The organism is Citrobacter sp. Cf136 (genome assembly GCF_030333815.1).
GTDB classification, from domain to species: Bacteria; Pseudomonadota; Gammaproteobacteria; order Enterobacterales; family Enterobacteriaceae; genus Citrobacter; species Citrobacter freundii.
Window position 1 is genome coordinate 73,872 of sequence record NZ_JAOWFE010000037.1, and the last position, 15,347, is coordinate 89,218.

The 15,347-nt window shown below is 47.9% G+C and carries 14 protein-coding genes; 13 read left to right on the forward strand and 1 reads right to left on the reverse strand.

From position 1 onward, the window contains the following. Positions 1–45 precede the first annotated feature (45 nt). The 3 genes from gpt to crl all read left to right on the forward strand — a co-directional run bounded on the left by gpt (position 46) and on the right by crl (position 2,308). Positions 46–504 carry a xanthine phosphoribosyltransferase gene (gene gpt / locus OGV98_RS14235; RefSeq protein ID WP_003031380.1) on the forward strand — a complete coding sequence of 153 codons (459 nt, stop codon included), beginning with the start codon at positions 46–48 and terminating at the stop codon, positions 502–504. A 100-nt stretch (positions 505–604) separates the two neighbouring features. Further along, positions 605–1,849 (forward strand): esterase FrsA, encoded by a 1,245-nt coding sequence (gene frsA / locus OGV98_RS14240; protein ID WP_003031378.1) that lies wholly within the window; start codon positions 605–607, stop codon positions 1,847–1,849. 57 nt (positions 1,850–1,906) lie between these two features. Continuing rightward, a complete protein-coding gene (gene crl, locus OGV98_RS14245) occupies positions 1,907–2,308 on the forward strand; it encodes a sigma factor-binding protein Crl (RefSeq protein WP_003031376.1) in 402 nt (133 codons plus the stop codon). A 56-nt stretch (positions 2,309–2,364) separates the two neighbouring features. On the opposite strand, the gene phoE is transcribed toward crl, so the two are convergent. Continuing rightward, the gene (phoE, locus tag OGV98_RS14250) at positions 2,365–3,420 is read right to left on the reverse strand and encodes a phosphoporin PhoE (protein ID WP_003843783.1); all 1,056 of its coding nucleotides are present in this window, start codon (positions 3,418–3,420) and stop codon (positions 2,365–2,367) included. Positions 3,421–3,709: 289 nt separating this feature from the next. On the opposite strand from phoE, the gene proB reads away from it, so the two are divergent. The 10 genes from proB (at position 3,710) to OGV98_RS14300 (ending at position 15,169) form a co-directional block, all read left to right on the forward strand. Next, complete coding sequence (gene proB / locus OGV98_RS14255; RefSeq protein WP_003031373.1) at positions 3,710–4,813, forward strand: glutamate 5-kinase; 1,104 nt, start codon at positions 3,710–3,712, stop codon at positions 4,811–4,813. An 11-nt stretch (positions 4,814–4,824) separates the two neighbouring features. Beyond that, entirely contained in the window at positions 4,825–6,078 is a 1,254-nt protein-coding gene (gene proA, locus OGV98_RS14260) for a glutamate-5-semialdehyde dehydrogenase (RefSeq protein ID WP_202580749.1), read from the forward strand. Between the two features lie 270 nt (positions 6,079–6,348). Continuing rightward, positions 6,349–7,068, forward strand: coding sequence for a Crp/Fnr family transcriptional regulator (locus OGV98_RS14265; protein ID WP_016149621.1), 720 nt, complete (start codon positions 6,349–6,351; stop codon positions 7,066–7,068). A 595-nt stretch (positions 7,069–7,663) separates the two neighbouring features. Then, positions 7,664–8,251 (forward strand): common pilus major fimbrillin subunit EcpA, encoded by a 588-nt coding sequence (gene ecpA, locus OGV98_RS14270; RefSeq protein ID WP_003031365.1) that lies wholly within the window; start codon positions 7,664–7,666, stop codon positions 8,249–8,251. A 52-nt stretch (positions 8,252–8,303) separates the two neighbouring features. Continuing rightward, positions 8,304–8,981 carry an EcpB family pilus assembly chaperone gene (locus OGV98_RS14275; protein WP_003031363.1) on the forward strand — a complete coding sequence of 226 codons (678 nt, stop codon included), beginning with the start codon at positions 8,304–8,306 and terminating at the stop codon, positions 8,979–8,981. 58 nt (positions 8,982–9,039) lie between these two features. Next, positions 9,040–11,532, forward strand: a complete 2,493-nt coding sequence (locus OGV98_RS14280; RefSeq protein ID WP_003843781.1) for a CS1-pili formation C-terminal domain-containing protein — start codon at positions 9,040–9,042, stop codon at positions 11,530–11,532. Positions 11,533–11,536: 4 nt separating this feature from the next. Continuing rightward, entirely contained in the window at positions 11,537–13,153 is a 1,617-nt protein-coding gene (locus OGV98_RS14285; RefSeq protein ID WP_008324500.1) for a fimbrial adhesin EcpD family protein, read from the forward strand. Beyond that, positions 13,150–13,845 carry a fimbrial biogenesis chaperone gene (locus OGV98_RS14290; protein ID WP_003031358.1) on the forward strand — a complete coding sequence of 232 codons (696 nt, stop codon included), beginning with the start codon at positions 13,150–13,152 and terminating at the stop codon, positions 13,843–13,845. The genes OGV98_RS14285 and OGV98_RS14290 overlap by 4 nt, the downstream gene beginning before the upstream one ends. A gap of 144 nt (positions 13,846–13,989) precedes the next feature. Continuing rightward, positions 13,990–14,721 carry a winged helix-turn-helix domain-containing protein gene (locus tag OGV98_RS14295; RefSeq protein ID WP_202580748.1) on the forward strand — a complete coding sequence of 244 codons (732 nt, stop codon included), beginning with the start codon at positions 13,990–13,992 and terminating at the stop codon, positions 14,719–14,721. Further along, positions 14,696–15,169, forward strand: coding sequence for a FidL-like protein (locus OGV98_RS14300; protein WP_202580747.1), 474 nt, complete (start codon positions 14,696–14,698; stop codon positions 15,167–15,169). The genes OGV98_RS14295 and OGV98_RS14300 overlap by 26 nt, the downstream gene beginning before the upstream one ends. The last annotated feature ends 178 nt before the right edge of the window (positions 15,170–15,347 follow it).

Sequence of the window (15,347 nt, forward strand, 5' to 3'; positions counted from 1 at the left end):
TCGAACACTTTTTAAGCCGTAGATAAACAGGCTGGGACACTTCACATGAGCGAAAAATACGTCGTCACCTGGGACATGTTGCAGATCCATGCACGTAAACTGGCAAGCCGCCTGATGCCTTCTGAACAATGGAAAGGCATTATTGCCGTTAGCCGTGGTGGTCTGGTACCGGGCGCATTGCTGGCGCGTGAATTGGGTATTCGTCATGTCGATACCGTATGCATCTCCAGCTACGATCACGACAACCAGCGCGAACTGAAAGTGCTGAAACGTGCCGAAGGCGACGGTGAAGGTTTCATCGTAATCGATGACCTGGTTGACACCGGTGGTACCGCCGTTGCGATCCGCGAAATGTATCCTAAAGCGCATTTCGTTACTATCTTCGCTAAGCCGGCAGGTCGCCCACTGGTGAATGATTATGTTGTTGATATCCCTCAGGATACCTGGATTGAACAGCCGTGGGATATGGGCGTGGTGTTCGTCCCGCCGATCTCTGGTCGCTAATCTAAAAAGTTTTCAACGCCTGGCAACTGCCGGGCGTTGTTCTTTTTGTGCAGTGTCAGGTTACACTATGCCTTAGTGAGTACTCATGGAGGCTGCAATCATGTCACAGGCTAACCTCAGCGAAGTCCTGTTTAAACCCCGCTTCAAACACCCTGAAACGTCAACGCTGGTTCGTCGTTTTAATCACGGCGCGCAGCCGTCCGTACAATCTGCCCTGGATGGTAAAACCATTCCCCACTGGTATCGCATGGTGAATCGTCTGATGTGGATCTGGCGTGGCGTCGACCCGCGTGAAATCCTTGAGGTGCAGGCACGTATCGTGATGAGCGAAGCCGAACGTACGGATAAAGAACTCTACGATACGGTTATCGGCTATCGCGGCGGGAACTGGATCTATGAGTGGGCGAAGCAGGCGATGGACTGGCAACAGAAAGCGTCTATGGAAGAGGATCCGCAGGTGAGCGGACGCCACTGGCTGCATGCGTCTACGTTGTACAACATTGCCGCTTACCCACACCTGAAAGGCGATGAGCTGGCAGAACAGGCACAGGCTTTGGCCAATCGCGCCTATGAAGAGGCCGCGCAGCGACTGCCGGGGACATTGCGCGAGATGGAATTTGCCGTTACCGGCGGCGCGCCAATCACTGGATTCCTGCATATGCCAAAAGGCGACGGTCCGTTCCCGACGGTGCTGATGTGCGGTGGCCTCGATTCCATGCAAACGGATTATTACAGTCTGTATGAGCGCTACTTTGCTCCACGTGGCATTGCTATGCTGACGCTGGATATGCCGTCGGTTGGGTTCTCATCAAAATGGAAACTGACTCAGGATTCCAGCCTGCTGCATCAGCACGTATTAAAAGCGCTGCCTAATGTTCCCTGGGTGGATCACACTCGCGTGGCGGCCTTCGGTTTCCGCTTTGGCGCTAACGTAGCGGTACGTCTGGCATATCTGGAATCATCACGTCTGAAGGCGGTGGCCTGTCTGGGACCAGTGGTTCATGCGCTGCTTAGTGACCCGCAGCGTCAGGCGAGCGTCCCGGAAATGTATCTTGATGTACTGGCTAGCCGCCTGGGGATGCATGACGCCTCCGATGAAGCGCTGCGCGTTGAGCTTAATCGCTATTCATTAAAAGTGCAGGGCCTGCTGGGGCGACGCTGCCCGACGCCAATGCTTTCGGGGTTCTGGAAGAACGACCCGTTTAGCCCGGAAGAAGAGTCACGTTTAATCACATCTTCATCTTCAGACGGTAAGCTACTGGAGATCCCCTTCAATCCGGTGTATCGCAATTTTGACAAAGGGTTGCAGGAAATAACCAGTTGGATCAATCAGAGATTGTGTTAAAAGTTTGCTAAATTTTATCGATTTGGTAAAACAGGTGCTTCACCTAAGGAGATCGTAATGACGTTACCGAGTGGGCATCCGAAAAGTAGATTGATCAAGAAATTCACCGCGCTTGGCCCGTACATCCGGGAAGGGCAGTGCGAAGATAATCGATTTTTTTTCGATTGTCTGGCTGTTTGCGTCAACGTGAAACCCGCCCCTGAGAAACGCGAGTTCTGGGGCTGGTGGATGGAACTGGAGGCGCAGGAAAAACGCTTCACGTATAGTTATCAGTTTGGTTTGTTTGATAAAGACGGTAACTGGACTGCGGTGCCGGTGAAAGAGACTGAAGTGGTAGAGCGACTGGAATACACCTTACGTGAATTCCATGAAAAATTACTTGGCTTGTTAACGACGCTGAATCTGGCGCTGGAACCTGCTGACGACTTTAAGGATGAACCGGTTAAGTTAACGGCATAATGAACAGTGAAAAGCCGGATGGCGGCGCAACCCCATCCGGCTTTTTTTATGCTATATCAAAACTGGTAGACCATACCGACGGCAACGATATTATCATCGTTGATGCCCAGCTTATTATCGCTATCGAGCTGGTTGATTTTATAATCGACAAACGCGGACATATTTTTGTTGAAATAGTACGTTGCGCCGAGATCAATATAATTCACCAGATCTTCATTGCCGACGCCTTCAATATCTTTCCCTTTAGACAGCACATAACCCAGTGACGGACGCAGACCAAAGTCAAACTGGTACTGAACTACCGCTTCGAAGTTCTGTGTTTTATTAGCAAAGCCACCGGAAATTGGCGTCATATTGCGCGTTTCAGAATAGAACGTTGCAATATAAATATCGTTAGCATCATATTTTAAGCCCGTTGCCCAGGCTTCTGCTTTATCGCCTGTACCGCGAGTTTGCAGATTCTGCTGGTTAGTACGATCGGAGTTGGTATAAGCGCCGCTCACCGCAAAATCGCTGCCGCCAAAGTCATAGGTAACAGAAGTACCAAAACCGTCGCCGTTCTGTTTTTTCACATCGCGGTCCTGGTTTTTACCCTGATATTGCAGGGTCAGATCCAGGCCATCCACGACGCCGAAGAAGTCGGTGTTACGGTAAGTTGCCAGGCCGCTGGCACGTTTGGTCATAAAGTTATCGGTTTGTGCGGAGGAGTCGCCGCCGAATTCCGGGAACATATCGGTCCATGCTTCCACGTCATACAGCGCACCCAGGTTACGACCATAATCAAACGAGCCAAAATCTTTTAATTTCACACCGGCGAAGGCCAGACGTGTTTTTTGTTGGTTAGAATCGCTTTCAGCTTTATTGCCGGCGAATTCAGCCTCCCAACGACCATAACCGGTCAGTTGATCGTTAATTTGCGTTTCGCCTTTAAAACCTAAACGGATATAGCTTTGGTCACCATCTTTGCTGTCATAATCCGTCATGTAATGCATGGCTTTTACTTTGCCGTATAAGTCCAGCTTATTACCGTTCTTGTTATACACTTCCGCTGCCTGTACGGATGCCGACGTAACAATTCCCATCACCACTAATGCCAGAGTGCTCTTTTTCATTTTCATTCCTGATTAAAAGTACGCGCTAATATTCACTGGGTGTGATCCCCGTTAAAAGACAGGAGGGTTTTTAACGTCTGGCAATGAACGTTTTATGACAAAGTAAGAATATTTTTAAAAAAGGATGTTTTTTTGTTTCTGTAATAAATGCGTCAAAATCTGCCGCTACGCTTGCTGATCCTGCGCAATAAAATTTCATGCTTTGTGCGCTGGTTGTTGGCAACCGGGGCCAGTCCTGCTAAAACGTTCGTTTGATATCATTTTCCCCAATTTTGAATGGCAGAGAATCATGAGTGACAGCCAGACGCTGGTGGTAAAACTTGGCACCAGTGTGTTAACGGGCGGATCCCGCCGCCTGAACCGCGCCCACATCGTAGAACTGGTTCGCCAGTGCGCGCAGCTCCATGCCGCAGGGCATCGTATTGTTATTGTTACCTCAGGCGCGATTGCCGCCGGACGTGAGCATCTTGGTTACCCTGAACTCCCGGCAACGATAGCCTCGAAACAGCTGTTGGCAGCGGTAGGGCAGAGCCGACTGATTCAACTATGGGAACAGCTTTTCTCGATTTACGGTATTCATATCGGGCAGATGCTGCTGACGCGTGCGGATATGGAAGACAGAGAGCGCTTCCTCAATGCCCGCGATACGCTGCGCGCGCTGCTGGATAACAACATCGTTCCGGTCATTAATGAGAACGATGCGGTGGCGACCGCTGAAATTAAAGTGGGTGATAACGACAACCTCTCAGCGCTGGCGGCAATTCTGGCTGGAGCCGATAAGCTGTTGCTGTTGACCGATCAGCAGGGGCTGTTCACCGCCGATCCGCGCACCAATCCGCAGGCGGAGCTGATTAAAGACGTGCACGGTATTGATGATGCGCTGCGCGCCATTGCCGGAGACAGCGTCTCGGGTCTGGGAACCGGCGGGATGGGAACAAAACTGCAGGCCGCCGATGTCGCGTGCCGCGCCGGGATCGACACCATAATTGCCGCAGGCAGCAAACCGGGCGTCATTGGCGACGTGATGGAAGGCGTTTCCGTTGGGACGCGTTTTCATGCTCAGGCATCTCCACTGGAGAACCGTAAACGCTGGATCTTCGGCGCGCCGCCTGCCGGAGAAATTACTGTTGATGAGGGCGCTACCGCAGCGATTCTGGAACGCGGCAGCTCATTATTGCCAAAAGGCATTAAAAGCGTGACAGGCAACTTCTCTCGTGGTGAAGTGATCCGCATCTGCAATCTCGAAGGGCGTGATATTGCCCACGGCGTCACCCGCTATAACAGCGATGCGCTGCGCCGTATTGCCGGACATCACTCACAACAGATCGACACCATCCTGGGCTACGAATACGGCCCGGTCGCTGTCCATCGTGACGACATGATCACCCGTTAAGGAACAGGCATATGCTGGAAGAAATGGGCATTGCTGCCAAAGCCGCGTCATATAAGCTGGCGCTGCTCTCTAGTCGCGAAAAAAATCGCGTACTGGAAACCATTGCTGATGAGCTGGAAGCGCAAACCGAAAGCATCCTCAGCGCGAACGTACAAGATGTTGAGCAGGCGCGAGCCAACGGCCTGAGCGATGCGATGCTCGACCGCCTGGCCCTGACGCCAGCGCGTCTGAAAGCGATTGCTGACGATGTACGCCAGGTGTGTAATCTCGCCGACCCGGTCGGGCAGGTGATTGACGGTGGGCTGCTGGACAGCGGTCTGCGTCTGGAGCGTCGTCGCGTCCCGCTGGGCGTGATTGGCGTAATTTATGAAGCGCGCCCAAACGTCACCGTTGACGTTGCCTCCCTGTGCCTGAAAACCGGCAATGCCGCGATCCTGCGCGGTGGGAAAGAGACCTACCGGACGAACGCTGCCACCGTGGCGGTTATCCAAAAGGCGCTGGAAGCCTGCGGTTTACCCGCGGCTGCCGTACAGTCGATTGATAACCCGGACCGCGCACTGGTCGCTGAGATGCTACGGATGGATAAGTACATCGATATGCTGATCCCTCGCGGTGGCGCGGGCCTGCACAAGCTGTGTCGTGAGCAGTCGACTATCCCGGTCATCACCGGCGGCATTGGCGTATGTCATATCTATGTTGATGATACCGCGGAGATCGCCCCGGCCCTGAAGATTATCGTCAATGCCAAAACCCAGCGTCCGAGCACATGCAATACTGTCGAGACGCTGTTGGTGAATCAGAGTATCGCTGAGCGCTTCCTGCCTGCTCTAAGTCAGCAAATGGCAGAACGCGGCGTGACGCTTCATGCAGATGATGCTGCGCTGGCTATGTTGCAGGCCGGACCGGCAAACGTCGTAGCGGTAAAAGCTGAACAATATGACGATGAGTTTTTATCGCTGGATCTGAACGTGAAGATTGTCGTCGATCTGGATGACGCCATTACCCACATCCGCGAGCATGGTACCCAGCATTCCGATGCGATCCTGACGCGTACGCTACGCAACGCCGATCGTTTTGTGAATGAAGTCGATTCTTCAGCTGTGTACGTTAACGCTTCTACGCGTTTTACCGATGGCGGCCAGTTTGGACTGGGCGCGGAAGTAGCGGTAAGTACGCAAAAACTGCACGCGCGTGGTCCAATGGGGCTGGAAGCACTGACTACATACAAATGGGTTGGCTTCGGCGACGACACGATTCGTGCGTAATTGAAAACGGGCGATTCCATAATAGCACTCTGATTTTCAAGGCTATTAAGGCATCGCCCTGTTAATTCCAACCTTCACTCCACTGCCACATTTTTCTATCCTGCGTTTTAACATCATCAGTCTGGTTTTGACCCATGCGTCCCTGTGCCAGAAAGGCGATGTATCACAGAATTTTCCCTGCCAGCATGAATTTTCCTGGTCTTCAGTTCACGTATTGTTCCCATGGCCCGATCTATTAGAATCAGTCTCATTTTTATGAGGAGTTGTTGCGTGAAATCGGATATTCACAAACATCGCATTCCTGTAGTGCCGCTCGGCAACCCGTTTCCCCCCCGCCATTGTTCGCTGTGTCCAAAGGGAGCGGCAATTGATCGTGATAATCAACACCGATTAATAGACAAAAGAAGAAGGTTTAAAGCAGGGGAGATACTCGCCCGGCAGGATGAAGCCGCAAACATGCTTTTTGTTATTCACGAGGGATACTGCAAGTCCAGCGTGGAATGCGGTGATAACGATTTTATCAGTCGATTTTATGTTCCGGGAGATATCATGGCGCTGGATGCTGTCGAAGGGGGGAAGTACCTGACAACGATTAAGGCGGCAACGGCTGCGGAGGTATGTCATATCGATATTGCGCGGTTGTTCAAAGTAGCAGAAAAGGATCCGTCGGTTGCTGCCGCAGTCATCAAGTTTCTCTGCAGGGACAATGGATTCATTGTTGAAAAACTGCGGCGCTATGCGAATAAACATGCTGAGGCCAGGATCGCTGCTTTTCTGGTGGAGTTTTACGAGATGCATTTACGTATTGGCAGGCCAGAAACGACGCTTCACTTGCCATTCTCCCGGGAGGAAATTGCCAGTTATCTCGACCTTAAAATTGAAACCGTTAGCCGGTCATTTAAATCCCTCGAACAACAAAATTTGATTACCCTACATCGGGTGCGAACGGTAACACTTAATAGTTATTTGGGATTAAAAGGTTTCAGCTAAATCTCTCCTGTTGAGCGTTATATAACTCTTGATATTCCAGGAATATTCTTTTTATATGGAAAATTCCTGGTTTTATTTATATGAAATAATTATCAATTCGAATACTAATCCTCCAGCTTAGCGATTATTTTATAAGAATATTCCCCCTCATATGAATATTTCATGAGAATTTTCTTGTGAAGTTAAAAAATTAGCATAATTGCAACAAATAATAAGCATTATAGAGAAAATATGGAGGCGTTAATTATCTTTATGTTTTGTAAGGGTTTTGCTTAGGTGGTATTTGTATGATCTTTTTGATATTTATCAAAAACATAAAAAAGATGAATTGTTTGGTATTGCTTATTTGTGTGGGTGATAATTCTGAAGCAAGGCACATTTCAAGTAATTCTGTCTTAGGAGACTTCTTAGATAAAATTTTTTGTGGGAAAATTCTTAGTTTTTTGTAATTTTTGCGTTTCAGGGTTTGTTGAGATGTTACTTAATTCAAATGATAATTTTTTGGCGCGGCAATTCTGGCTCGCAATTAATGGAACCGCTGGAGTGACTTAAAAATAAGACTCGGTGGTGAGTTTGTTCTTAGGAGAAGATAAAAATGAAAAAATTATTATTAGTAACCTCTCTGGCTTCTGTATTTGTTGCAGCAAATGCAATGGCAGATGTTACTGCTTCTGCAACTGCCTCGTGGGACGCGACGGCAACAAAAGATACCACCAGTATGTTGGTTGTCACCCCGCTGAACTCTTTGACTTTCCAGTATGCTGAAGGACTGAAAGCCTTCAACTCTCAGGACGGTGCTTTTGATGTGACTATTCAGGGTCAGGAAACGGCAACTGATTTTGAGCTGACTGCTCAGATCATTAGTAACACGCTGACCAACGCCAGTGGCGATGCGTCTACCCTGAACGTAGGGGTGGCATGGAATGGCACCGCGCTGACTAACTCATCAGATACTGTCCTGGTTAACTCCAGCTCGACTTCTGGTCTTGAAAGCCTGATGGCTGATGGCGCTTATAACGGTGCTGCTCGTGTCAGCGATCAATCCAACTTCAAATTCACCATCGCGTCAGCGACTTCTGATGGTAGCCAGGCAGTAACGGATTACTCTGCTCTGCCAGACGGCTATTGGACTGGCGATGTAAAAGTACAGTTTAATGCAACCTGGACGACTCCGTCTGCCTAAGTAATAAAAATTCGGGAGAATTTTTTCTCCCGAATTTATCAGGAATGGCGTCATGAAAAAATATTTACCGGCAGTGATGTTGGTAGGGTTAGTAGCATCTTTTCCCGGATGGGCAATTAATGTGGGTGAAATCACATCGATAATGACTTCTGCTGAGAGTTCATTATCGAAAGAAATTACTAATACAACTGATGCGGCGCGTTATGTCAGTGTTTCGGTAAAACAATTGTCATCACCTTTGGCGGGGGGAGTCGAAATAAAGCCTGTCAATTCCGGAGAGTTACTTTCTACACCTGCCAATCTTATTCTTCCTGGTCAAGCAAAGGATGTTTTCCGCTTCTTTTATAAAGGACCAGCAGATGATCTCGAACGTTATTATCGTCTGCAATGGATAGATGAGCCGGTCACCGAGAGCGCGGAAACCCGGGCGAATAAAATGGCGGTAGCAACAGCGTCGGCAGAAATTGGCACTATTCTGGTGGTCGCGCCGCGAAAAGAACGTTTTGAATATAGCCGAAATGGCGATGTTATTACCAATACTGGCAATGTTTCGTTTCGTGTGATCGCCTATGGCGCCTGTAAGGATAAGGCTCGCGATCAGGGACGAGGTTGTCGCGAACGCTATTACATTATGCCAGGTACAAAAATAAAACTGCAGTTCACCGACATTAGTAATAGCCGCTCACGCATTGGTATCTGGCACGGTAAGCAGTTTATTACAGTGAAGTGATGGTCAATAGCAGCCATCTGTACGGGATAAATAAAAATACCGGATTGTAAGGATGCATATGACAACAAAATATATTGTCGGCGGTAGCATTTGTCTTTTTCTTGCGCTGACACCAGGAACTTCACATGCAGCCCCAGTAAAAGTGGGTAATTACGTTATTCCCAGCGCTTTCGCCCGTTCACTGGAGCAGGGAATGACGGTGCCGGTATATATTCGTTACAACGAGACTGACGAGAAAAGTCAGCAAAAAATTGCCGATGCGATGATTTCGCTTGTTGATGGCAATATTACAGTTAAAGCCCTGACTCTTGCTGAATTGCCTAATAATGCCGTGTTATCTGGAAAAACTCGTGCGTTGGTAGAAAAAATTCGTGATGTGAAATTTCACGATAACACCAATATCGAGCTATCGGACAATGCACGCCTGCAACTCAACGTCTCTTCATTTCACCTGGAGATGATAGTCAGCAAAGATGCGTTAACTGAAGCGATTGTCGCACGCAGTAGCCTGCTTGGACCTTCCAGCGTGGAGTCTCTCTCTAACGTCCTGAACTATAACTTTGGTACCTACTACAACGATTATCATAATGGCAGCAGTACCCGCAGCTATCTGACGGTGGACAATACAACATCGCTGCGTGAGCACCATATCAATATTAACGGTTCGTTTTACGGCATCGGCGACAGCAACGGCACCAGTAAACTCTATCGTGCGATGTATGAGCGTGATTATGACGGGTATCGACTGGCGCTCGGGATGCTCGACACCTGGAACGTGCAGTCTATTGCTAGTTTGAATGCGTTGAATGGTGGGAAAATTTACGGTGTGAGCTACGGAAACAAAGGAAGTACGGTTGTTGAGAATACCGCGCTTTCACTCACGCCGATTACCGTATTTTTGCCAGCCGCTGGCGAGGTTCATGTCTTCCGTGATGGGCGTTTGCTCAGCGTGCAGAACTTTAATATGGGCAGCTATGAAATTGATACCAGTCGCTTTCCGTATGGTGTTTATGACGTCACGGTAGATATCGTGGTCAATGGCCGGACAATTAATAGTCGTATTAGCAGGGTTAATAAAATCTTTGCCCGCCAACAAGCCGCCGGGATTGATCAGCTTTCGTGGCAACTGTTTGGTGGCTCACTGGATTATGACCGTGTGAGTTACAAGCGAAATCATTATCAAGATTTGGGCAACGAGCAGACCTGGATTGCCGGGGGGGCCGCATCGGTGACGCTGGCGATATTATCGGGGCTGGGCCTGAAATCCACGCTCTACGGTTTTGACAACAATGCGGTTAATGAAACGGATGTCACGCTCAATGTGAGTGAATACGTAAGCATTGGCAATCAGACGCTAGTGGCGAACGATTCGTCATGGCGAAATATCAGTAACATCAACCTTAATGTCCCTGAGGGATACGGTTCCCTATGGGCATCTCGTGAAGACAGTAAAATTGGCGATCGTCTGCCTATACAGGAGCGTGATAATTATTCCATTGGCGGGACTCTTAACCTCGGAAAGTTTATTCCTCATGGCGGCTCGCTCACCGTGAGTCAGACGGAGAATCGCTACTCGGGAAATAAATATCGTAATCTGGACTACAGCACGACCCTTTATTCAGGCAGGTATGCCACGGTTGGGTTGCGTGCAGGTATTCAGCGTTATTACTACAACAATCGGAATGACGATGGGCGACAGGAACGTTATGTCAGTCTGGATTTATCATTGCCGTTGGCGACCTGGTTGAGCATGGGCGTCTCCCGGGATCGTTATGGCAGTACTCAGGGTAATCTCAGCGCGCGTAAGCAGTATGCTGAGGGCCCGATTAAATCGGTCGGATTGTCGGCATCAACGCGTCTGAGTGGCGAACAGTATTACGACAATAATTATTCGGTAAACGGCAATTTGAGTTATGACACGAAATATAACGCCGGCACCGTATCGGTAACGCGTTCTGCTGACAACTCCACCAATATGAACTTCTCTTCCCAGGGTTCTCTGGCGTGGGCAGGTAAAGATTTCGGCCTGAGTAAAGAGCGGCAGCGGTCCGGCATCATTGTGAAAACAGATTTGACCGGTGAAGGGAAACTGGCTGCGAAGATTAATAACCGCAATTATCTTCTCAGCGGTAAATCAAATTTCATTGCACTGCCGCCCTATGCTCAGTACAAGCTGGAAATCCTCAATGATAAAAACTCTGAGGACAGCTTCGATATTGTTTCAGGACGCAAACAGGAGCTGACGCTATATCCGGGTAACGTGGGTGTTATCAATCCTGAAGTGAAAAGCATGGTCACTGTATTCGGGCGCATTCGTTATCCCGATGGACAATTGGCTGCAAATACCGATATCCATAACCACATCGGTAAAACGCGTACGGATGAAAAGGGTGAGTTTGCTATCGATATCGATAAAAAGTATCCGGTCATCACGTTAATTTCAGCCAATGGCAGCATATGCGAAGCCGATCTTGATTTGGAAAAAGCACGCGGCGCAGCGTGGGTTGGCGATGTGAAATGTGCAACGCAAACCACGATGGCGCAGAGGTAATAAAATGAAAGTATTAATTAAATTAGCTACTGTAATCTGTGCCGTAGGGAGTTTTTCACCTGTGCCTGCTTTGGCGTTGAATGCAATCTCTTCCGGCTCAGTTAGCAATAACTATTTGTTTATCGAAAATGCCATTGATAGTGAATACTTTATTACCCCATCGGCACTTGATCCGCGTTTCAGCGGGTCAAACACGTGGATAAAATACGGTACCTCTCAGGTGAGTCTCGGGTATTTAGGTTTTGTCGGCTGGACTGCGCCTGGAAATTATTATCAGGACATGTGGATTGATAACTCCCCGATTAACGGGCCTTTCCGGGGAATCCGTTGTTATAGTGGCACCCAATGCCCATCAACCGGGTTTATTGCCGGATTGGGCACTGACAAAAACGGTTTTTATCATGCGCAGGTCGGCTCTGTCGCAGGCGTTATTGGTGGCGCCTACGGATTCGCTTCCCTGACCGATACTGCTTATGAGTACTTTCGCAATGTGCCTACCGGTAGCAGCGAAACCTACGTGTTCAACCGCTGTTATACTTCTGTAAACTATGATTATTCTTCCGGGCAACGGTGCAAAGACCAATCGACAGGATCATGGAATTACGTCAATTACACGTTAACTAAACGCGGTCATCTGTCACTTGTCTCGACTAACGCATTTCAGGAGCTTTGGGTTGCCAGCGACGGTACGCCGAGCATCACCAAAGACTCTGGTTATTGCGAACTTGGCGTGGTAGGCGGTACTGACGGTGTGATTTGCAAAATGGTGAGTTATAACCTGCAACAAACGGCCAATCTGACCGCCTCCTTGACGTTTCGCGCTTTTGTCGATACGGCGATGCTTGGTTTTACGCCCGGAGCGGCCACCGTGAGATACTCCGGGAATGGTTCAAACTGGTATAACTATGGTACTTCAACTGCTTATTACAACGTTTTTACGACCTCCGGAGAATACATTTATATTTTTCTGTCAAAAGCATTTTTGAAGAATCTTGTCGATTCAGGGATCAGCATTACTAACAGTCAGCCCTTTACCTTCGGCTTTTATAATGGCTTAACACCAGAGTCAGGACACTACCAGTTTACCCCTTCGCTACAGCTCAATATTGTGCCGAAGGAGTATGGGATCAGTATCGTCTCTTCGGACAACACAGCTTCTGCGAGCGGTAGTGGCACGATTGGCGATGCCGCTCCTATAGAAATGGAGTACACCGTAACCGTCTCAGGCCCCCGTCAGGCAGACAGTATCACCGCGCAAGTTATTGGGGAAAGTACGACGATAAACAGTGTCCCTTACTGTCTGTTTACGTCTGCGCAAGGCGGGCTGTCCGTCCCCATTCCCGCTTTTCTGCAGTACAACAGTCAGTCGGGGGGCGTGGTGCAAAAACGAAATAGCTGCAGTGAAGCGGCAGTCAGTATGAGAGATGCGCAGTGGCAACAGACGCCCTGGGACGCAAATAACAATGACGATGGAAGCTATTATGCTACTGATTTGAAATTGCTTTTCCCAATGAATGATTCGCGTTCGATGTTAACCGTTTCCGGCGCTGACTGGGAAGGTGTCGTCAGCGCCAGTGGAGAGATAAAAGTCACGGCGAATTGGGTGGGAGTGACGCCATGAACCGCCGTCGTCTGGCGCTTAGATGGGTATTTATTCTACTTTCCGGTCTGACAGCATTCTCTACACAGGCAGTCTACCTGGAGTCGACCATTTATGAGATGCCATCGGATAAAGCATTTATCAGTAAACGAATCTATAACGATAGCCAGAAACAGAATTTATACAGTATCGGCGCAGTAAAAATTGATAAGCCGGGACCGGGAGGTGAAAACAGAAGTGCTATTGCTGAAGGCGAACTTCTGTTTACTCCGCTGAATTTTTCACTGGCTCCGCAGGCGAGTGAGTTTTTTAAGATTTTCTACCGCGGGCCGCAGGATGATAAAGAACGCTATTACCGAATTCTGTTTCGTGAAATGCCGATCACGCTGTTTACCGAACGTAATCAAGGGAAAGGCGGGCAGGCTCTCCCGGTAATCGCTATGGACACCATATTGGTTGTTCGCCCGAGAAACATAAATCTGGCCTACACCATTGATGAGGCTAACGGAACACTGAAAAACACTGGGAATACTTTTTTTAAAATCATCGTACACCAAGGGTGCAATTCAACCGATGATGAAGCCACCATGCGTTATGTGTTGCCGGGTGAAACCTGGCGTAGTAGTGAGCTCAAAACAAAAAACCGAAAGTTTATCGTAGCGTTGCAGAAATACATCCCAGTAGGTCAGGGGTGCTTCAAACTCAATCAATAGTAAGCATTGAGTCTGATCCGATATGTCATGGTTAGATATCGAACCTATACTGTAACTATCTTTATACAATGCAGTATTCAGCTCAGCACAGATGAAACTTTGGTCATTTGTACTCCATGTCACGGTATTCAAGAGTCAGGTAGTATGAAAAGTATAATTAATGATCAGGTTGAGTACGATTCCACCAGAAAAAGCCTGAAACATCGCGATACTACAATAATCCTTTCGGCATCTACAGCGAGACTACTTGAGCTATTCATTGCCCATAAAAATCAACAACTCCATCGTGAGTTTATCATTGAAGAAGTATGGAAAAAGTATGGCATGGCCCCATCGGGTCATAGCCTTAATAAAAGTATCAGTATATTGCGAAAAGCATTTAGTGAGTTGGGGGCCGATAATCCCATTGAAACATTGCCCCGGCAGGGATTTTTGTTCCATGCTTCGGTCAATGATGAACAGTCATCTTTCAGTGGAGATGTACCTGTTCGTTCGGTAACAGAAACGGTGAACTCACCCGCAACACCGAAACGCAAAAATATTGTTCTGTTCATTTTATTGTTTGCCTTTCTTGGGAGCTCTGTTTTGATATTGCCAGCTCTTAATTCAGGTGCCACGAATTTTATCTATATCAGGGCAATAGGTGATTGTGAACTTTACACCGCCGATGACAATAATGCTGATAAAACGAAAGCGTTTTTATCTTCTGATATGTGGCGAAAAATAAATGCGACTTGTCATGATGGCAAGAAAACAATTGTTTTTTATGATGATAATAATTTATCGGCAGGTAATGATCTTAAAGAGAATTTTTTGGGGATCTGTACGCTGGATAAAGGAGGGGCTGCCCGTGAATGCGAAAATTATCTTTATTAGCGGGACGATCTTTCTTGCGGTGATAACAGCATACTTTTTTTATCGCCATCAAGAACCTGAGACGCTGACCTGCTCTGCCAAGAATTACCTGCATCTGGAGGCGCAAACTCAGGGCGTAAAAATTGAAGGTGAAGTTCTGTTGGTTTTTCGTATTTCTTCCGCTACCGAAGGGCGGGTATCCCAGATAGGGAGCCTTAATATTCAGGGTAAGCACTATGCTGTAGATCGTAATGTTGTCCTGAATTTTATTGGCAAAGACCGCGACGGATATCTGCAGACTCGTCGCTTGGCTATTGTCAAAAATAAAAATGACAATGTTCCCGATGACATTACCGAACTGCTTATGTCTCAACAGGATATTTTCTATTATAAGGTCATCCGTATCGCAGGAAATGTCTATGCAATAAGAGATCTGCGACGTACGCTCATGGTTTGTCGGGCAGCATAAATCAAGGTAATGTGTTAGTATTTTGATTTTTGTGGTTGTATATTTTGTCGTTGCTTGCATTCGTGGTTTTTTGTTTTGCCTTGTAGTGAAAATGAGTAAAAGGATTTGTACTGATGAAAATTAGGAATTTTCCTTTTTTGATATTTAAAATGGATTTACCATTTAATGGGAATACGCA